This is a genomic window from Saccharopolyspora sp. NPDC045839 (genome assembly GCF_056431645.1).
In genome coordinates this window covers 576,057-594,144 of record NZ_JBWKKH010000001.1, presented here as the reverse complement: position 1 = coordinate 594,144, position 18,088 = coordinate 576,057, and the positions used below count along the sequence as shown (strand labels likewise).

General features: G+C 70.3%; 18 protein-coding genes. 9 read left to right on the top strand and 9 right to left on the bottom strand.

What is annotated here, in order from left to right:
* Positions 1-215 precede the first annotated feature (215 nt).
* The gene (locus AC07EQ_RS02335; protein WP_478386130.1) at positions 216-1,244 is read left to right on the top strand and encodes an MBL fold metallo-hydrolase; all 1,029 of its coding nucleotides are present in this window, start codon (positions 216-218) and stop codon (positions 1,242-1,244) included.
* On the opposite strand, the gene AC07EQ_RS02330 is transcribed toward AC07EQ_RS02335, so the two are convergent.
* Both AC07EQ_RS02330 and AC07EQ_RS02325 read right to left on the bottom strand, forming a co-directional pair.
* Positions 1,229-2,476, bottom strand: coding sequence for an MFS transporter (locus AC07EQ_RS02330; protein ID WP_478386129.1), 1,248 nt, complete (start codon positions 2,474-2,476; stop codon positions 1,229-1,231). The two genes, AC07EQ_RS02335 and AC07EQ_RS02330, sit on opposite strands and share 16 nt — an antisense overlap.
* A 147-nt stretch (positions 2,477-2,623) precedes the next feature.
* Complete coding sequence (locus tag AC07EQ_RS02325; protein ID WP_478386128.1) at positions 2,624-3,580, bottom strand: LysR family transcriptional regulator; 957 nt, start codon at positions 3,578-3,580, stop codon at positions 2,624-2,626.
* 200 nt (positions 3,581-3,780) lie between these two features.
* Between AC07EQ_RS02325 and AC07EQ_RS02320 the strand changes: the two genes are divergently transcribed.
* Positions 3,781-5,646: a collagenase gene (locus tag AC07EQ_RS02320; RefSeq protein WP_478386127.1), complete on the top strand. Its 1,866-nt coding sequence runs from the start codon at positions 3,781-3,783 to the stop codon at positions 5,644-5,646.
* 226 nt (positions 5,647-5,872) lie between these two features.
* On the top strand, positions 5,873-6,151 hold the full coding sequence (locus tag AC07EQ_RS02315; RefSeq protein WP_478386126.1) for a DUF3040 domain-containing protein: 279 nt from the start codon (positions 5,873-5,875) through the stop codon (positions 6,149-6,151).
* Positions 6,152-6,177: 26 nt separating this feature from the next.
* On the opposite strand, the gene AC07EQ_RS02310 is transcribed toward AC07EQ_RS02315, so the two are convergent.
* From AC07EQ_RS02310 to AC07EQ_RS02295, 4 genes are all read right to left on the bottom strand, one after another.
* The gene (locus AC07EQ_RS02310) at positions 6,178-6,375 is read right to left on the bottom strand and encodes a DUF2795 domain-containing protein (protein WP_358493869.1); all 198 of its coding nucleotides are present in this window, start codon (positions 6,373-6,375) and stop codon (positions 6,178-6,180) included.
* A gap of 103 nt (positions 6,376-6,478) precedes the next feature.
* Entirely contained in the window at positions 6,479-8,302 is a 1,824-nt protein-coding gene (locus AC07EQ_RS02305) for a transketolase (RefSeq protein WP_478386125.1), read from the bottom strand.
* 331 nt (positions 8,303-8,633) lie between these two features.
* Positions 8,634-9,143 (bottom strand): ATP-binding protein, encoded by a 510-nt coding sequence (locus AC07EQ_RS02300; RefSeq protein WP_478386235.1) that lies wholly within the window; start codon positions 9,141-9,143, stop codon positions 8,634-8,636.
* Between the two features lie 455 nt (positions 9,144-9,598).
* A complete protein-coding gene (locus AC07EQ_RS02295; protein WP_132489015.1) occupies positions 9,599-10,861 on the bottom strand; it encodes an aminotransferase family protein in 1,263 nt (420 codons plus the stop codon).
* 382 nt (positions 10,862-11,243) lie between these two features.
* Here AC07EQ_RS02295 and AC07EQ_RS02290 point away from each other — a divergent pair, with 382 nt between their 5' ends.
* Complete coding sequence (locus AC07EQ_RS02290) at positions 11,244-12,230, top strand: Acg family FMN-binding oxidoreductase (protein ID WP_478386124.1); 987 nt, start codon at positions 11,244-11,246, stop codon at positions 12,228-12,230.
* 292 nt (positions 12,231-12,522) lie between these two features.
* Positions 12,523-13,083, top strand: coding sequence for an NADPH-dependent FMN reductase (ssuE, locus tag AC07EQ_RS02285; protein WP_397527927.1), 561 nt, complete (start codon positions 12,523-12,525; stop codon positions 13,081-13,083).
* 120 nt (positions 13,084-13,203) lie between these two features.
* On the opposite strand, the gene AC07EQ_RS02280 is transcribed toward ssuE, so the two are convergent.
* A complete protein-coding gene (locus tag AC07EQ_RS02280; protein ID WP_478386123.1) occupies positions 13,204-14,301 on the bottom strand; it encodes a hypothetical protein in 1,098 nt (365 codons plus the stop codon).
* Between the two features lie 166 nt (positions 14,302-14,467).
* On the opposite strand from AC07EQ_RS02280, the gene AC07EQ_RS02275 reads away from it, so the two are divergent.
* Genes AC07EQ_RS02275 through AC07EQ_RS02265 form a run of 3 tightly spaced genes read left to right on the top strand, consistent with a single transcriptional unit; the run spans position 14,468 to position 15,503 of the window.
* A complete protein-coding gene (locus tag AC07EQ_RS02275) occupies positions 14,468-14,731 on the top strand; it encodes a hypothetical protein (RefSeq protein ID WP_478386122.1) in 264 nt (87 codons plus the stop codon).
* Positions 14,728-15,243 carry a DUF3039 domain-containing protein gene (locus AC07EQ_RS02270; RefSeq protein WP_478386121.1) on the top strand — a complete coding sequence of 172 codons (516 nt, stop codon included), beginning with the start codon at positions 14,728-14,730 and terminating at the stop codon, positions 15,241-15,243. The genes AC07EQ_RS02275 and AC07EQ_RS02270 overlap by 4 nt, the downstream gene beginning before the upstream one ends.
* A 2-nt stretch (positions 15,244-15,245) precedes the next feature.
* Positions 15,246-15,503 carry a hypothetical protein gene (locus AC07EQ_RS02265; RefSeq protein WP_478386120.1) on the top strand — a complete coding sequence of 86 codons (258 nt, stop codon included), beginning with the start codon at positions 15,246-15,248 and terminating at the stop codon, positions 15,501-15,503.
* Positions 15,504-15,638: 135 nt separating this feature from the next.
* Here AC07EQ_RS02265 and AC07EQ_RS02260 read toward each other — a convergent pair whose 3' ends face one another.
* Entirely contained in the window at positions 15,639-16,565 is a 927-nt protein-coding gene (locus AC07EQ_RS02260; RefSeq protein WP_478386119.1) for an ABC transporter substrate-binding protein, read from the bottom strand.
* Between the two features lie 117 nt (positions 16,566-16,682).
* On the bottom strand, positions 16,683-16,808 hold the full coding sequence (locus tag AC07EQ_RS02255) for a hypothetical protein (protein WP_478386234.1): 126 nt from the start codon (positions 16,806-16,808) through the stop codon (positions 16,683-16,685).
* Between the two features lie 59 nt (positions 16,809-16,867).
* Between AC07EQ_RS02255 and AC07EQ_RS02250 the strand changes: the two genes are divergently transcribed.
* Positions 16,868-18,070 (top strand): RNA-guided endonuclease InsQ/TnpB family protein, encoded by a 1,203-nt coding sequence (locus tag AC07EQ_RS02250; RefSeq protein WP_478386118.1) that lies wholly within the window; start codon positions 16,868-16,870, stop codon positions 18,068-18,070.
* Positions 18,071-18,088: the final 18 nt, after the last annotated feature.

Sequence of the window (18,088 nt, the reverse complement as noted above, 5' to 3'; positions counted from 1 at the left end):
ATCCGGCCGGTGGTCCGCCGGGACGTTCGCGTGGCTAAATTTCCCAGCTCGGCCGCGATTCCCGCGCCCTCCCGTGCTCGGCGGCGGCCGGACGCGGCGGTCGGGCGGGGCCGGAATCCCGCGCCGCGATGTCGTCACAGGCGTACTGACTGGTTGGTATGGGTGTGGTACTCCTGATGGACCGCCCAGGTGGGGGCGCGCTTGGAGGTGTGGTCATGGGCGACTCGCGGCACGAGTGGATCGAGCCGGGCGCGTACGAAGTCGCGCCGGGCGTGCACCGGATCCCGCTGCCCCTTCCCAACGACGGCCTGCGCGCCGTGAACGTCTACGCGATCGCCGACGGCGACACGCTGACGCTCGTCGACGGCGGCTGGGCGCTGGACGAGGCGCGCGAGCAGCTCGCCACCGCGCTGCGCCAGATCGGCGCCGGGCTCGGCGACATCAGCCGGTTCCTGGTCACCCACGCGCACCGCGACCACTACACGCAGGCGGTGGCGCTGCGGCGGGAGTTCGGCTCCAAGGTGCTGCTGGGCGGGGACGAGCGGCACACGATCAACGTCCTGGCGGACCCCGAGCACCGGCCGCTGGCCAAGCAGATCGAGCTGCTCGCCGAATGCGGCGCGAAGCCGGTGCGCGACGCGGTCATCGCCGCCCGTGACGACGGCCCGCGTGGCCCGCACTTCTGGGAAGAACCCGACGAGTGGATCGGCGAGTCCACCGACATCACGCTCGCCGACCGGCCGCTGCGCGCGCTGGCCACGCCCGGCCACACCCGCGGCCACCTGGTCTTCATCGACGACGCCGCCGGGCTGATGTTCGCCGGCGACCACGTGCTGCCGCACATCACGCCGTCCATCGGGTTCGAGCAGGCCCCCGCCGAGACCCCGCTGCGCGACTACCTGGCGTCGCTGCGACTCGTCCGCGCGCTGCCCGACATGCGGCTGCTGCCCGCGCACGGCCCGGCCACCGATAGCGTCCACCAGCGCGTCGACGAACTGCTCGACCACCACGACTCCCGCCTCGACGCGATGGCGGCCGTCGTGGTGAACGGCGCGAGCACCGCGTACGAGGCGGCGCGGGCGCTGACCTGGACCCGCCGCGAGCGCAGCTTCGACGAGCTCGGCGACCCCTTCAACCAGATGATGGCGGTGCTGGAAACCGCCGCCCACCTGGACGTGCTGAGCCTGCAGGGCAAGCTGGTGAAGGAGAAGGTCGAAGGGGTCGTGCACTACTCCGCTGCCTGACCGATGCGGATCAGGAACGGCACCACGCACACGGCGAGCACGCCGCCGCCGATGGCCAGCGCGCTGTAGCTCGTCGAGGCCATCACGAGCCCGCTGGAGAGCCCGGCCGTCGCGCCGGCCAGCGAGACCGCGAGGTCGACCCGGCCCTGGATGCGGGCCCGGTTCGCGAGCGGGGCGGCGTCGGTGACCATCGCGGTCCCGCCCAGCAGGCCGAGGTTCCAGCCGAGCCCGAGCAGTCCCAGGCCGATCGCGAGCCCGGCGACGGAGTGCGCCGGGGCGAACGCCGCGACGAGCCCGGCGGCCAGCAGCACGACGCCGCCGGCGGCGATCACCTCGCGCCGGCCGAACTTGTCGGTGAGCGCGCCGGTCAGCGGCGACGGCAGGTACATGCACGCGATGTGCACGGCGATCACCAGGCCGGTCTCGGCGAGCCCGTGACCGTGGTCGCGCATGTGGATCGGCGTCATGGTCATCACCGCCACCATGACCAGCTGGGTCAGCACCATCGCCCCCGCGCCGAGCGCCAAGCCGCCGCGCGGCCCGGTCAGGCCGGCCTGCGCCGGGCCGGAATCCTGTTGGGCGGCAAGCTCTCGCGCGGTCAGCAGCGGGTCTGGGCGAAGCAGCACGGTCAGCAGCACGGCTGCCGCACCGTAAGCGACGGCGGAGAGCAGGAACGGCCCGGACAACGCAGGCAGGCCAACGGATTCTGCCGCTGAGCCGGTGACTTCCGTGAGGTTCGGGCCGAGCACCGTGCCGCCGGTGGTCGCCAGCAGCACGATGCTCAGGGCGCGCCCGCGGTGTGCGGGATCTGCCAGATCCGCACCCGCGTAGCGGGCCTGCAGGTTCGTCGCCGTGCCCGCGCCGTAGGGCAGGAACGCGATCAGCAGCAGGGCGGCGTTGTCCAGCAGGATCGCCACCACGATCCCGAGCGCCCCGAGCGCGCCGATGGCGTAGCCGGCCGAAAGCCCGCTGCGGCGGCCGCCGCGCTGCGACAACCGGCCGATCAGCAGTGCGGCGGCGGCTGCGCCGAGGGTGAACAGCGCGCTGGTGATGCCGGCCCAGCGCTTGGATTCGAGCATGTCCTCGGCCAGCAGCGCCCCGACGACCACGCCGGAGGACAGCCCGGCACCGGCCAGGACCTGCGAGCAGATCAGCGCGCGGATGGTCCGGCGCTGCACGAGCCGCCGGGTCCGGGTGGCGGCTTCGGAGTTCACCGCATCATCGATGGCCACGCCCCGCTCACCAGCCAGTTCGGAAAGTGACCGGACATCGCGGAATTCCGCGCGAGGGAGATGAGGAGCGAGGTGCAGTCATGGACAGTGTCTACCTCGCACGGTTGCGACGCGGCAACCTTCGGCCGTGCGAGCGGGAATTCCGGCTCAGAGCACCGGGTGCATCTCGGGATGGGCCTGCCACCACTGGTGGAACGGCGGATTGTCCGCGACGTGCAGCAGGTAGGCGCGGGCGATCTCCCGGTAGAGCAGGTTCGCCTGCTCCCGGGTGATGCGGTCCGGCCGCCAGGCCACCACCAGCCGCGCGACCAGCGGATCTCCTTCCAGCGGCAGGACGACGGTGCCGGGCGGTGCGGCGAACGTGGGCTCCACCACACGGATCCCGTGGCCGTTGGCGACCAGCTCGCGGCCGCCGCCGCTGGGCGCCTCGAAACGGATCCGGGGCTCGAAACCGGCCTCCAGGCAGGCGGCGCGGAGCGCGGCCAGCGAGCCGTCGTCGGCGCCGGGCGGCCCGATCCACGCCTCGTCGCGCAGGTCGCCCAGCTGCACCTGTTCGCGGTCGGCCAACCGGTGGCCGGCGGCCAGCGCGACGAAGCACGGATAGCGCGGGACCAGCACGCGGCTGATGACCGGCCGCTTCAGCGGAACGTCGAAACCCGCCACGATGCCCAGCAGAGCCGCGTCGTACCGGCCGCTGGCGAGCGAATCCGCCAGCACTGCAGCGGAAGACTCGACGTGCAGCATCACCGAACGCCCCAGCGGGGCGGCCTGGACGCGGTCCACGATGCTCGAAATGCACGCTATGTGGGCACATCCCAGGTGCAGCGGCTCGGTCGATGCCTGCGGACTGCCCGCGTCGCCGAACAGGGAATCGACCTCCGACAGCACGATCCGGGCGCGATCGAGGGTCCGCCGGCCGAACTCCGTCGGCACGACGCCGGTCCTGCTCCGGACGAACAGCGCTTGGCCCAGCATCCGTTCGATCGCGTGCAGCTGGTTGCTCAGCGCCGGCTGGGTGAGTTCCATCCTGGCGGCGGCGCGCGTGATGCTGCCCGCCTCCGCGATCGCGCAGATCATCCGCAGCTGCCGGATCTCGATCGTCATAGCCGAACTGTATAGCGCCGCTTATGGGGCCAGATGTCCTTCTGATGACAGAATTCCCGCAACGTGCGCACGTTCCAGGAGTCGGGAGACCGGTATCCCGGCTCCGCCCCCTTACCGAAATCTTCTTCGCTAGGAGGTCGAACGTGCCGAAAAGACCGCCTCATGCCGCCCGAAGCCGGCGCCCTGCCGCGCTTTGGATCATGCTGCTCAGCCTGGTCTTGGCCCTGATTTCGCCCGCCGTCGCGCAGTCTACGCCGGGTCCGGCCGAAAAACCCACCGCGCCAACGGAAAAGAGCCCGGTCCGCACGCTGGAGGCCAAGGACCGCCCGCCGCTGCCCGCGGACAACTCCGCCCAGCGGAGCAAGCACTTCGAACTGCAGGACTTCCCGTTCCGGCCGCGCCCTTCGATGCAGGCTGCGGCGCAGGCGCCGGACTGCGATCCAGCGCGCTTCACCGGCAATACCGGAAGTGAACTCGTCCGTCAGATCCAGTCTGCCACCCCCGACTGCATCAACACGCTGTTCCGCCTTACCGGCGGTGACGCCCACGGGGCGTTCCGGGAAGAGCAGATGGTCACGGTCGCCAATGCGCTCCGGGACAACGCCGCCGTCTATCCCGGCGACAACAGCACGAACACCCTGCAGCTGGTGCTCTTCCTGCGCGCCGGGTACTACGTCCAGTGGGGCGACCCGGGAAGCGTGGGTGAGTACGGGCCGGCGCTCAAGGCGGCGATCCAGGGCGGGCTGGACGCGTTCTTCGGCAACCCGAAGTCCGGCACGGTCAGCGACGAGAGCGGCCAGGTGCTCGCCGAATCCGTCATTCTGATCGACAGTTCCACCGAGAACGGCCGCTACCTGGAGGTCGTCAAGCGGCTGCTCACCGCCTACAACTCGTCCTACGACCAGTTCTGGTGGATGGTCAACGCCGTCAACAGCGTCTACACCGTGCTGTTCCGCGGGCACCAGTTCCCGGACTTCGTCGACGCGGTCCACGCCGACCCGAGCGTGATGGACACCGTGCACGCCTTCGCGACGCAGCACCTCGACCTGCTCGGCACCGACAAGCGCTTCCTGACCGCCAACGCGGGCCGCGAGCTCGGGCGCTTCGTGCAGCACGCGGCACTGCAGGAAAAGGTCCGGCCGTTGCTCAAGGACCTGCTCGGCCGCAGCCAGATGACCGGGCCGACCGCGCCGCTGTGGGTGAGCATCGCCGAGATGACCGACTACTACGACAAGCAGAACTGCGGTGAGTACGGCACGTGCGACCTGCAGCAGCGGCTGACCGACGCGGTGCTGACCGTCCAGCACACCTGCTCGCCGAGCATCCGCATCCGCGCTCAGCAGATGGTGGCCGAGGAGCTGGCGGCCAGCTGCACCAGCCTCACCGGTCAGGACGCGTTCTTCCACGACAAGGTCCAGGACGGCGGTCAGCCGGTGGCGGACGACAACAACACGACCATCGAGGTGGTCGCGTTCGACTCCAGCGCCGACTACCAGACCTACGCGGGTGCGATCTTCGGGATCAGCACCAACAACGGCGGCATGTACCTCGAAGGCGATCCTGCGAAGCCGGGCAACCAGCCGCGGTTCATCGCCTACGAAGCCGAATGGGAGCGGCCCACCTTCGAGATCTGGAACCTCAACCACGAGTACACGCACTACCTCGACGGGCGCTTCAACATGCTCGGCGACTTCGCGGCGTCCACCAGCACGCCCACGGTGTGGTGGATCGAGGGCGTCGGCGAGTACATCTCCTACTCCTATCGCAACCTGCCGTACCAGGAAGCGATCGACGAGGCCGGCAAGCAGACCTACCGGCTGAGCGAGTTGTGGGACACCACCTACAACAACGGCGACACCAACCGGGTCTACCGGTGGGGATATCTCGCGGTCCGGTACATGTTCGACAGGCACCCGGCCGAACTCGGCACGGTGCTAGGCCAATACCGGAAGGGCGACTGGAACGGCGCCCGCGACTACCTGACCCGCACCATCGGCACGAGCTTCGACCAGGACTGGTCGAACTGGCTGACCGAGTGCGCCGCAGGCGCCTGCTCGACCCCCTGACCGATAGCGATCCAGCCGCGGGCGCGCGGTCGGCGTGGAGCCGGCCGTGCGCCCGCGCGCGTCGAATGGCAACGATCAGTGATCGGAATCGTCGCTGTGCGTGCCCGAAAATCACCCGGCTGCCGCGTAGGGCGGCGAACTCCGGCGTGCCAGGCTTGAAGAGCTTGAGGCAGGTGGGGGGCGGGTACCTCGTTGGGGTCGAAGGGAACGTAGCTAGGAGCTCGTCATGTTGAGCAGGCACGAGCGGGACAGGCTCGCCGAGATCGAATCCGAGCTGGTGTCCGGCGATCCTCGGCTGGCGGAGAAGTTCGCCCGGTTCGACAGCGGTCGGAGCTGGGGTGGCGTGCGCCGGCTCCTGGTGTTCCTGGTTCTCGTCGTCGTCGCGCTGCTGGCAGTGCTCTGCCTGGTGAGCGAGCTGGTGCTGACTGCGATCGCGTTGGTCCTCGGCACCGCCGCCGTCGCGTTCGGCGTGTGGTGGCACGCCAGGCGGAAACACGGGGAGTGACCGTCGATTTGTCCTATATGGACGATTCACGGGGTCGGATGGGGAAGTGCCTGCAGCACGGTGTCGGGCTCGACGAAGACGCCGTCGGGCAGGCTTCGGAGGCGTTCCAGGTGCGCCGCCGGTGCGCCCAGCGCGACGCACTGCTGGTAGATCTCCTGCTTGGTGGCCGGGAAACGCACGTGGCAGAGGAACCTGAGGAGTTCTCCGCGATCGGGTACGGGCATCGTTCCCCCCGCCCGTCGAGCCGGTTGGGTCGACATCCGGCTACCCCTCCGGCGCGGCACGCACACGCGGCACGGCGATGACGGCGCGGATGGGGCTGGCGGGTCAGACGGCGACCATTTCGCGGGCCGCGAGGGCGATGGCGGGAGCGTCGATGCCCGCCTGCCCCAGCAGCTCGGCCGGCGTGCCCGAGCCCGGCATGCCGCGCACCGCCAGCACGCGCACCGGCGCCCCGGTGCCCGCGAGGGCGCTGAGCACGGCCTCGCCGAGGCCGCCTTCCGGCCAGTGGTCCTCGGCGGTGACCAGCCCGCCGGTCTCGGCGGCGGCCCGTCGCAGCGCGTCGACGTCCACCGGCTTGATCGAGTACAGGTCGATGACGCGGGCCTGGATGCCCTCCCGCGCAAGCGTTTCCGCCGCCCCGAGCGCCTCGTGCAGGGTGATGCCCGCGCCGACGAGCGTGACGTCGTCGCCGTCGCGCACCACCCGCGAGCCGCCGACCGGGAACTCCTCGCCGGGCTCGTAGATCACCGGCGTGGCGCCGCGGGTCGTCCGCAGGTAGTTGATGCCGTCGCGGTCGGCCATCTCCGCGACCAGCTGCACGGTCTGGTTCGCGTCGCACGGGTAGAGCACCGTGCTGCCGTGCACCGCGCGGAACTCGGCGAGGTCCTCCAGCGCCATCTGCGACGGCCCGTCCTCGCCGATCGACACGCCGGCGTGCGAGCCCATCAGGCGCAGGTTCGCCCGGCTCACCGCGGCCATCCGGATGAAGTCGTAGGCGCGGCTGAGGAACGCGGCGAACGTCGAGGCGAACGGCACCCACCCGCGCACCTGCATGCCGATCGCCGCGGCGACCAGCTGCTGCTCGGCGATGTACATCTCGAAGTAGCGATCCGGGTGGGCGTCGCGGAACAGCTCGGCGAAGGTCGAGTTCGACACCTCGCCGTCGAGCGCGACGACGTCGCCGCGGCGGTCGCCGAGCGCGCGCAGCGCCTCGCCGTAGGCCTTGCGGGTGGCGACCTCGGTGCCGGGCTCGAACGCGGGCAGCCCGCCGCCGGGCGCCGCGAAGACGTGCGGTACCTCGTCGCCGGTCGGCTTCGCGCAGGTCACCCGCAGGTCGCGGATGCCGCCGAGCTCGCGGATCGCCTCGTCCGGGTGCACCAGCGCCTTGCCGTGGAAGCCCGGCTTGTCCTCGACCTCGGCGACGCCCTTGCCCTTCTTGGTGGCCGCCAGCACGGCGACCGGCCGCCCGTCGCCGGACTCGGCGTCCTTCAGCGCGGCCTCCACCTGCTCCGGGTCGTGGCCGTCGATCTGCAGCACCCGCCACCCGGCGGTGTGCGCCCGGGTGGCGTAGGCGTCGAGATCCCAGCCGTGCATCGTCTGCCCGGTCTGGCCGAGCCGGTTGACGTCGATCAGCGCGATGAGGTTGTCGAGCTGCTCGTGCCCGGCGTGCTCCAGCGCTTCCCAGATCGACCCCTCGGCCATCTCGCTGTCGCCGCAGAGCACCCACACCCGGTAGGGCAGCCGGTCGAGCCGCTGCGCCGCCAGCGCCAGGCCGGTGCCGATCGGGAGGCCCTGGCCGAGCGAGCCGGTCGCCACGTCGACCCAGGGCAGCACCGGCGTCGGGTGACCCTCCAGACGGCTGCCGAACTCGCGGAACGTGAGCAGTTCGGCGTCGTCGATCGCGCCGACCGCCTTCAGGCACGAGTAGTACAGCGGGGACGCGTGGCCCTTGGAGAAGATCAGGTGGTCGTTGCGCGGGTCCTCGAGGTGGTCGAAGTCCAGCCGCAGGTGCCCGTCCAGCAGCGCGGCCATCAGGTCGGCCGCCGACATGGACGACGTGGGGTGCCCGGACCCGGCGGCGCTGCTGGCCCGCACGGAGTCGACGCGCAGCTGCTGCGCCAACTCGAATCGGAAGGTCAGATGGTCCATGCCAGGGGACATGCCCGCACGCACCCCCGGCGAAACCAGCACCGGCGAGTCCGCGGTTTCAATTGAAACCGCGGGCGAGAGGGCGTCGAGGGATCGCGGACCCTGATCTGCGGCAGCATGCCCAGGTCCCGAATGCGCAGGGGTCGTGAGTGCCTATGGTCGCCACAGCGGCCATGACCACTCACGACCCGGCGTCCCTGGGTCGTGAGTGGTCATGGTCGTCATAGCGGCCACAGACACTCACGACCCAGGGACGCAGGCGGCATTCCGCACAGAGGGTGGCACAACGCTCGATCGAAACCGCTGGCCAGGCCGGTTCCGGCCCGGCCCGTCAGGTCAGGTCGCTGTTGCTCAGGCCGGTGAGGAGGCGCTTGATCACCTCGGGATCGATCTCGGCCGTTTCGTCGACCTGGTGCTCGGCCTGGGCGCGCCTGCTGCGGGAGCGGCGCGGCAGCGGCACGGCGTTCGCCGAGACGCCACCCGGCAGCGGCAGCTCGCACCACACGAGGGTGCCGCCGCCGCGCAGGGCGGTCGCGCCGCAGCGGCCGCCGGCGAATCCGGGCGCCAGCGCCGGCGGGACGCTCGCCAGCTCGTCCTCGACCTCGGCGACGAGGCTCTCGCCGCTGAGCCGCAGGCGGACGGTGATGAAACCGGGGGTCTCGGGATGCGCGCTGTCGACGGCCGCCGTCACCAGTGCGGTCGTGAGCTGCGAGGTCTCGTCGATCAGCTCCCGCAGGGACCACTCGGCGAGGGTGAACCGGACGAACATCTCAGCGCAGTTCACCGCGCTGGGCAGCGCGATGAGTCGCAGGTCGTCGACTTGGGCGGTCTGGGTGTTCACCTGGTTGTCGTCCTCCATCCGCGTCCGCTGCGCGCCTTCACCCGTGAGCCTTATCTTGCCAACTCGAGCGGGTGGCTTGTCTTCAGGGGCGGGACTAGTGGTGTCACCGCTCGCGGCTCGGTTCCGGGCTGGTCTGTCGATCTCTCCGGCGTGCGCACCACGCGGCGACCGCTCGGCGCCGCCCGGTGCGGTGCCTCAGGTGGCTCGGTGCATCTGTTCGCCATCCCTTGACTGTCTGTTGTGGACGATATCCGGGGAACCCCGTTCCAGCGCAGCGAATTCCGGTGCCGTCGCGGAACGCGTCGGCATCGGGCCGGCTGGGCGCAGTGGTCTGGCCAGAAACGTACGTGACGAATCGTCGTTGGTACAGACCGGTGCGTATCGGTTCCGCAACGGCAGTGCCCGGGCCTGGCGCCCCGGCGGGGTGCCCGCGGTCGGCGGGCACCCCGATCGGGTCACGCGAGGGAGTCCAGGCCCTCCCGCATCGCCTTGCCGATCAGGTCGATCTCCGACTCGCTGATGATCAGCGGCGGCGACACCGCCAGCGCCTTGCCCAGCGGGCGCACGATCACGCCGAGGTCGCGGATCGCGGTCTGCGCGCGGCCCACGGCACCGGGGTCGGCGGCCAGCACCTCCGGCGCCAGCTCGACCGCGCCGAGCAGGCCGGTGCCGCCGCGCACCTCGGCCACGGCGGGGTGGTCGGCCAGCTGCTGCAGCGCGTCGTGCAGCGGGCGCTCCAGCTCGTCCGCCCGCGGCAGCAGCTTCTCGCGCTCCAGGATGTCCAGGTTGGCGAGCGCCGCGGCGGCCACCGTGGGGTGCCCGGAGTAGGTCGCGCCGTGCCGGAACGGCCGGCCCGGGTGGTTCCAGAACGGCTCGGCCACCCGCTCGGCGACCACCACGCCGCCCAGCGGCAGGTATCCGCTGGTCACGCCCTTGGCGAAGGTGATCATGTCGGGCTGCAGGCCCCACCGCTCGACGCCGAACCAGGTGCCGACCCGGCCGAACCCGCAGATCACCGCGTCGGCGACGAACAGGATGTCGTGCTCGGCGCAGATCTTGGCGACCGCCTCCAGGTAGCCCGGCTCCGGCGGGTACAGCCCGCCGGCGCCCATCACCGGCTCGGCGAAGAACGCCGCCACGCGGTCGGCGCCGAGCCGGTCGATGGCCTCCCGGAGGCCTTCGGCGTCGTCGTGGGCGACCCGGCCGACCTCCGGCACGAGCTGGCCGAACCCGGCCTGGTTGACCTCGATCCCGCCGATGCTGGTGCCCATGCCGTTGGTGCCGTGGTAGGCGTTGCCGCGGCTGAGGATGTGGGTGCGCTGCGGCTGCCCGCGCTGCGCCCAGTACTGCCGGGCCAGCTTCGCGGCGGTGTCGATCGACTCGCCGCCGCCGGTGGTGAGGAAGATCTTCGCGCCGTCCATCGGGGCGAGCTGCGAGAGCCGGTCGGCGAGCGCCTCGGCCGGCGGGTTGGTGAAGTCGTTGAACACGAAGTAGGACTCGAGCTCGCGCATCTGCGCGGCGGCGGCCTCGACGATCTCGGTGCGGCCGTGGCCGACGTTGGCGTACCACAGGCTCGCGGTGCCGTCGAGGTAGCGGCGGCCCTCCTGGTCGTAGATCCAGACCCCGTCTGCCTTGCTGACGCAGAACTGGCTCTTCTTGACCTGGAACATGTCCGCGAACGGGTGCCACAACGCGGTGTCGCGCGGTGCTGTCGACATGCAGTCCTCCTTCGGTATCGCGCCCCCAGCTTGGTCGCAGCACCCGCCGGTACGCCAGTGCCAAAACGCCGAAATTCGCCGATCGAGTTGGCCAGATCGCCACCGGTGATCACGCGCTGTGACTGCGAGGGCGGTCACAACTGGGACCTTCTCCTCTGCTCGCGGCCCGGCACCGACGGCACTGTCGTGGTTTGCCGACGCGTGGAGGTGATCGCCGCATGAGTAGCCCTATGTCAACCTCAGTCCTCCTCAACCGCACCTCAGGGGACCGTGACGCAAGCCAGCCACGAGAAACCGCGAAACGCGGGATTGATCCCGGACGCAACCACAACTGTGAATCGCGGAGAGGCGGAACTGTGAAACGCGGAGAGGCGGACCAGTCATGAGCTGGCTCCCGATGCTCCGCAGCCAGTCGCCCGGATCCGCCGACGAGCGGCCGTGGACCCCGGAAGAGGTGGCGGTGCTGGCGGAGGCGGTGCGCCGCGCGCCCTCCGTGCACAACACGCAGCCCTGGTCGCTGCGGGTGCAGGGGCGCGCCGCCGTGCTGCGGCCGCGCTCGACGCCGGAGCTCACCCACCACGACCCGGACGGCCGCGACCGGCGGATGTCGTGCGGCGCGGCGGTCGCCAACCTGGCGATCGCGATGCGCGGGCTGGGCTGGGCGACCGACGTCCACTGGCACGCCGACGACGGCGAGGCGGCGGTGATCGGCACGCACCGGCGGCCGGCGACCGCGATCGACCGGGAGCGCCGCCAGGCCATCGGCCGCCGGACGAGCTTCCGGCGCGCCTTCGCCACGCGCCCGGTCCCGCACCTGGCGCGCACCGCCGTGGCTGCCGCGGCGACCACGCAGGCCACCTGGGTGGACGGGCCCGCCGAGGAGCACGCGCTGGCGCGCCTGCTCGCCTACGCCGCGCGCACCAACCACGCCGACAAGACCTACCAGCGCGAGCTGGGCGCCTGGATCGGGCCGGTCTCGAACGAGGGGCTACCGGCGGAGGTGCTGCCCACGCGCGGCGTGCCCGCGACCGGCCTGGCGACCGGCGCCACCCGCCTGCCGGACCAGGCGCAGATCGCCCGGTCGCTGGCGCAGGAATCGGTGCTGGTCTTCAGCACGATCACCGACGGCCCGCGGGACCAGCTGATGGCCGGCGAGGCCGCGGAGCGGGCCTGGCTGGAGGCGACGCGGCTGGGCCTGGTCGCGTCGGTGATGACGCAACCGCTGCGGCTGTCGGAGGTCCGCGCCGGGCTGAGCGTCGAGTTCGGCCTCGGCGGGATGCCGCAGCTGCTGATGCGGATCGGCTACCCGTCGGCGATCCCGGTGCCGCGCGCCGGCCGCCGCCCGCTCCCGGACCTGTTCGCCGACTGACCGTCCACTGTGTCCATCATGCCGCCCGGCGGGTCGGTCCCGCCCGGTGCGCCGCCTCGCGTCCGGCTGGTGGGACGGGCGGATGCCCGCATTGACATGCCCGTGGCGCTCTGTTGCGATTGATTCGTGATGTTCCCGGTGCTCACGAAGCGGCGGCACGTGGATTTCCGCCGCGTGTCGGCCCAAGCGTGTCGTTCCTAGCGCTCCGCCAGCCCGGGCTCCGCACGGCGGTGGAGATCCGGATCAGCAGGAAGTCCACATCGGACTGAAATCTCGGACCCAGGGAGCACGTGTGTCCAGCGTCCTCGTCATTTCCGGCAGCCCGTCGCGCACCTCGAAGACCGAACGGATCGGTGAGCACATCGCCCAGCGCATCGCGGCGTCCGGCCGCAGCGCCGATCACCTGCGGGTCCGCGGCCTGCCCGCGGATGCGCTGCTCGGCGCCGACACCCACGCCCCGGCGATCGCCGAAGCCATCGGCAAGGTCGCCGAGGCCGATGGCGTCGTGCTGGCCACCCCGACCTACAAGGCGGCGTATTCCGGCCTGCTGAAGGCATTCCTCGACCTGCTGCCGCAGTTCGGCTTCGCCGGCAAGGCGGTGCTGCCGCTGGCGACCGGCGGCACGGTCGCCCACGTCCTGGCCATCGACTACGCGCTGCGCCCGGTGGTGCACTCGCTGGGCGCCCGCCACGCGGTGCAGAGCTTCTTCTTGCTCGACAAGCACATCTCGGTGGTCGAAGACCAGCTCAGCGTCCACCCGGACAGCGCCGGACCGCTGGCCGACGTCATCGAGCAGTTCACCAAGGCCCTGGACGGTGTCCCGCACTCCACCGTCCTCGGCCGCACGGCCTAACGACACGAGGCAGAAGGCGCCGCCCGCTTGTCCCTGTTGTCGGCATGATTCCTGAGACGCACCGGGCGGGCCAGGCTACGCCGCCGCTGACGGGCAGCCACAACGCCGAACGGGTGCACGTTATGAGACTCGGTGTGCGATGTGGTCGAGTGCGTCGCTAAGGGTGGATGGCAACGCTGGGCGTTGCTCTGGTAGCGCCACGGTCCGGCGGAGAATGCCTTCTGTCCGTGCCGATGCGATCTCGCCGACCATCGAAGCCACGTCGGCGGCCACCCGTTCGGCTTCGGACCATGATCCGGCGCGCAGGGTTGCTCTGAGCAGGTTCGCCCGGTGAATGTAGAGCGCCCACCGGAAGTGTTCGCGTCCTTCGGAACGTTCGACGGCGGTCGCCAGGCGCGGGAGTGCCTTGTCGTGGTTGCCGAGGCCGGCGTACACCATCCCCTCGTGTCCGGCGAGTTCGCGTTCGTCGAACCACCACGACCAGACCGGGTCGCGGCCGGTGGTGCCGTCGGTGAATGCGGAACGGGCACGATCGAATACCCGCAGGGCTTCGGTCTCGTCGCCGAGCGCGGCCAGGGCCCGGGCGGCGCGCACGTCGAACAGTGCCCGGACCCGGCCCGGTAGTTCGGCCCGGTCGCGCATACGGGTCGAGATCCGCAGTGCTTCGCGGTCGCGGCCGACGTGCACGCTGGCCAGTGCCTGGTTAGTGAGGATGAACCACTGCATTGACGTGTCGCCTGCTATGTGGGCGAGTTCGAGCGCTTCGGCGTTGACCGCCCGTGCCTCGTCGTGCCGTTCGGCATCGAACAGCAGCCATCCGGAGAGTTCGCCGAGCTCGGCAGTGACGGCTTCGAGGTCCCGTTCGATCGACGGTACGTAGCGGCCTTCGCCGAGAATGCCCTGCGCCCGCCGGAAGCACCGCAGGGCGATCGGGGCGACTTCGGCTCCCCCGTGCACGCCGTCGAGGGCGACGAGGTGGGAGATCGTCCGGCGCACTTCGTCGAGGTAGTCACTTGTTGCGGGTGCGTCCTGATCGGCTATCGGGAGGATCACCCCGGATTGTGTCAGTTCGGGGTGATCCTCTGGCGCTCGCAGAGCCTTTCCGGTGGGTGGGGTGCTGGTGGAGAACCCGAGTTCGGCGTCATCGGCGGCCCCCAGCACGGCCCGGAACCCGGCGCGGTAGTCCCGTCCGGGGCAGCGCACCGCGCCGCGTTCCAACCGAGCTATGTAGTGCGCGTCGAGGGCTCCGGCTCGTCGGGTGTGCTGAGCAACCCAGGCATTGACGGCGTCGGCGAGCTCAGCACGGGACAACGGTTCCCCTGGCACCCGTGGCGAGGGGGTCGCCTCACGGGCTGCGCGGAGTCGATCGTTATGGGCGCGGGCCATGCTGTTGATGCTGCCAGGCGCCCCGATCTGCCCCAACCTGCCCAACCCGAATGCCCTAGGTCTGGCGCGGTCTCGTGTCGATGTCCGAGACATGCATGACGCATTGGCGATGTTGCTCGGGCTGCTGGCCTGGTCGGTGATCTTCGTTCCGCTTTTCATCGTGTGGTGGCTGCCGGGACACCGGGAGAAGCAGGCGCTGAAGGCGGAGGCGCGGCGTCGGGAGGACCGGCTCCGCCGTCGTTTTCCGGGGCGTGCCGCGTGAACGGCCTGCGTTCAGGGGCGGTGGTCCTGGCGCGGCTGCGCCCGGAGTGCGCGCCGCCGGATCGACCGCCGGAAGTGCACGCCTACCGCGTCGATCACCTCGTGTGGGTGTCGCCGTGCGGCGACCGGCTCGCGCCGGACGAAGCCGAGATCGTCGAGCCGTTCACGGGCAGCCCGTGCCCGACGTGCCTCATGTTCGCTGCACTCACCAGCGAGGCGTCGCCGGTCGCACGCGCCGAGCTCGAAAGCGCGCCGTCGAGCCGGGAGCTTCTGGCTGCGTCCCCGGTGGACGTCGTCGTCGAGTCGTCGGGCGTGATGCTGCTGTACGCGCCGTCCTGGCGCGAGCGCGTCGTCCACTGGGCGAAGCCCAACGAGTCGACCAAGCCGTACGGGGGCGGGACGGTCGTCTCGGGGCTCTGCGGAGAGATCGGATGGGGGCCGGACGAGCGTCCGCCGGATGGATGGCCGATGTGCTCGGAGTGCATCGAGATCGCGTTCGAGGAGATTTCGTAGTCATGGCAGCGGCAAAGCACCGCCGCACGGGCATCATCGCGGCCGGGTACACCGTGAGCTGGACTGGTGATCTCGCCGCCGAACCGCCGACTGCCAGCCGTTCTCCCCTCCCGGAGATCGCCGACATCGACCCGCCGACGCTCGCCGACGAGAAAGCACTCGACCCCGAACGCGCCGCAGCGAAACGCGTCGCGTGCGGTCGCCCGACGGTCACGTGGAAGCTACTCGCCGGCGTGCTTGCCGGACTGCAACGGCTGTAGAAGCCGGTGCGGCCACGTGGCCGCACCGGCCGAGAGCGGCACCCGGATCGTCCGGGCACGGCGCTGATGCCATTGTCCATTGCGGACTCGACGGCCTCCACGCTCTAACAGCGCCCTTTTCATCGCGTCTCCGCCTCAGTGCAGCTCCGGCGGGTTGGTCTCGGACGTGCCGATCGCCGAGGCCTCGACGCCCCACTTGCGCACGATCCGCTCGTACGTGCCGTCCTGGATCAGCTTGTTCACCGCCGCCTGCAACGCGGGCGCCAGCGGCGAGTCCTTCGGCAGCGCGAATCCGACGTTCAGGCGCCGGAACTCGTTGAGGAACCGCAGGTTCGGCTGCCGGCTCACGGTGTAGCGCAGGCCGTTGATCGTGCTCATCAGCACGTCGACCTTGCCCTGCTGCAGGGCGGAGTACTGCGCGCTCATCTCCTTGAAGACCAGCACCTGGTAGGCTGGCCGGCCCAGCTCGCCGCAGCGGTGCTGGTGGGCGTTGAGCGTCGTCTCGAACGTCGTGCCCGCGCCGGTGCCGATGGTGCGCCCGCACAGCTGCGTGACGTCGGTGACCGGGGCGAGATCGCTGTCCTGGCGGACCGCGAGGCCCTGGCCGTCGTTGAGGTAGGTCACGAAGTCGACGGTCTTCTTGCGCTCCTCGGTGACCCCGAAGTTGCCGGTGCCGACCTGGAACTTGCCGCTGCCCAGCGCGGGCAGGATGGTGTCGAACGCGGCGTCCTGCCGGTCGATCCGCACGCCGAGCACGCGGGCGACGGCCTCGGCGATGTCGATGTCCACGCCGACCGCGGTTCGGTTGTCGGACAGGTAGAACGCGCCGGGCGGGCTGCCGTCGAGCGAGCTGCCGAAGGTCAGCGCCCCGGCCTGCCTGACGTCCGGCGGCAGCAGCGCCGCGATCGCTTCGTCCTTGGGAACCGCGGAGACCCCGTCGGCGGTCGCATCGAGACCGGGCGCGGCTTCGGTCGGGATCGCGCCGGGCGCTGCGAGGCGGTCGGCTGCGGCGGCCGCCGGTGCGAAGTGGGATCGCGTCAGCCGCGACAAGCGGCCGACCACACCAGGACGAGATCGATGTGGGCGCGTTTCACTGGAGGAACGTAGTGCGGATGCCCCGCTTCAGGGCGGGGAGGAAGCGCGTCATGTACATGCTTGATGCGTCCAGTGGTGACCTGGTCAACCGGATTTCTCGACCGGAGGGCGACCAGTCGCTTTTTCCAGCAGGTGCACCATCTCAGCGTTCAGCGACCTGTGCTCGGCTTTTGCTAGCTCAACCAGGCGTGTGTGTAGCGCGGCTGGCATCCGCAACGTGACCCGAACCTCATGATCCATGCCTACCATCGTAGTGCTATTCTGACACTATGGCGACACCACGGGGCGAGAGGGAAACCGTGCATGCGCGGTACACCTACCGCCTCCGCGTGTCCGCCACCGCCTGTGTTGGTCTGCTCGCCGAGTGGGATCGGTGCCGGTGGGTCTGGAACCAGTGCGTCGCTGAATCCAGGGCTGCGCACCGCGCGGGCGAGAAATGCGGACCAGCCGCGCTAGACAAGATGCTGACTTCATGGCGCGCGGAACACGACTGGCTTGCCGCTGGTGGCTCGGTGCCGCAGCAGCAGATCATCCGGGATTTCGCCAAGTCCCGCGAGAAAGCGTTGAAGGACATCAACGCCCGTCTGCCGATGCGGCAGCGCGCTGGGATGCCGAAGTTGAAGAAGAAGTTTGAGGCGTTGCCGTCGCTTAACTACACCAAACGCGGATTCCGTCTCAAGGACGGTCGCCTGCATCTGGCGGGCGGAATCGTGTTGACCGTGGTGTGGTCCCGCGAGCTGCCGTCCACGCCGTCCAGTGTCCGCGTGTACCAGGACAGCATCGGGCATTGGTACGCCTCGTTCGTGGTGGAGACCGCAACCCTGCCGCTGTCTGAAACCGGGAAGGTGATCGGTGTCGACTGGGGCGTGACCGAAACCGCTACGACCACCAGCGACGCCCACGATCTGCCGCACGCTGAACACGGCAAGCGCGCCGCGGTGAAGTTGGCGCGGTACCAGCGTCAGATGGCTCGTCGCCGTCCGGCGAAGGGCAAGCCCGCTTCGAAGGGCTACCGTAAGGCCAAGCGTCACGCTGCGAAGGTCGCGAAGAAGATCGCTCGTCAGCGGCAGGACGATGCTTGTAAATGGGCCAAGCGTGTGGTGGCCGATCATGATGCGATCGCGGTCGAGGACTTCCGGCCGAAGTTCCTGGCGAAGACCACGATGGCCCGTAAAGCAGCTGACGCGGCGATCTCGGCGACGAAGAACCAGCTGATCGTGATGGCGCGTAAGCACGGCCGTGACCTGCGGTTGGTGCATCCCGCGCACACGACGATGGACTGCGGCAGGTGCGGGGCGAGAACCAAGCACCGCCTGCCGCTTTCGGAACGCACCTACACGTGCACGAGCTGCGGAGCTGTTTCCCCGAGGGATAAGAATTCCGCGCACGTGATGCTTGTCCGGGCTGGGCTGTACCCGGTTGGTGTTGAGGGCGGAAGACCTCCCGAGGCGCTGCCTCGGGAGGCTGCCTGAGCCAGGAATCTCCACAAC

Coding starts and splice junctions, on each gene's coding strand:
- AC07EQ_RS02315 (WP_478386126.1), top strand. CDS start 5,873: ATGTTGAGCAGGCACGAGCGGGACAGGCTCGCCGAGATCGAATCCGAG.
- AC07EQ_RS02335 (WP_478386130.1), top strand. CDS start 216: ATGGGCGACTCGCGGCACGAGTGGATCGAGCCGGGCGCGTACGAAGTC.
- AC07EQ_RS02255 (WP_478386234.1), bottom strand. CDS start 16,808: ATGCCAGCCGCGCTACACACACGCCTGGTTGAGCTAGCAAAAGCCGAG.
- AC07EQ_RS02325 (WP_478386128.1), bottom strand. CDS start 3,580: ATGACGATCGAGATCCGGCAGCTGCGGATGATCTGCGCGATCGCGGAG.
- AC07EQ_RS02310 (WP_358493869.1), bottom strand. CDS start 6,375: ATGCCCGTACCCGATCGCGGAGAACTCCTCAGGTTCCTCTGCCACGTG.
- AC07EQ_RS02290 (WP_478386124.1), top strand. CDS start 11,244: ATGAGCTGGCTCCCGATGCTCCGCAGCCAGTCGCCCGGATCCGCCGAC.
- AC07EQ_RS02305 (WP_478386125.1), bottom strand. CDS start 8,302: ATGGACCATCTGACCTTCCGATTCGAGTTGGCGCAGCAGCTGCGCGTC.
- AC07EQ_RS02265 (WP_478386120.1), top strand. CDS start 15,246: ATGGCAGCGGCAAAGCACCGCCGCACGGGCATCATCGCGGCCGGGTAC.
- AC07EQ_RS02320 (WP_478386127.1), top strand. CDS start 3,781: ATGCTGCTCAGCCTGGTCTTGGCCCTGATTTCGCCCGCCGTCGCGCAG.
- AC07EQ_RS02275 (WP_478386122.1), top strand. CDS start 14,468: ATGCTGTTGATGCTGCCAGGCGCCCCGATCTGCCCCAACCTGCCCAAC.
- AC07EQ_RS02295 (WP_132489015.1), bottom strand. CDS start 10,861: ATGTCGACAGCACCGCGCGACACCGCGTTGTGGCACCCGTTCGCGGAC.
- AC07EQ_RS02250 (WP_478386118.1), top strand. CDS start 16,868: ATGGCGACACCACGGGGCGAGAGGGAAACCGTGCATGCGCGGTACACC.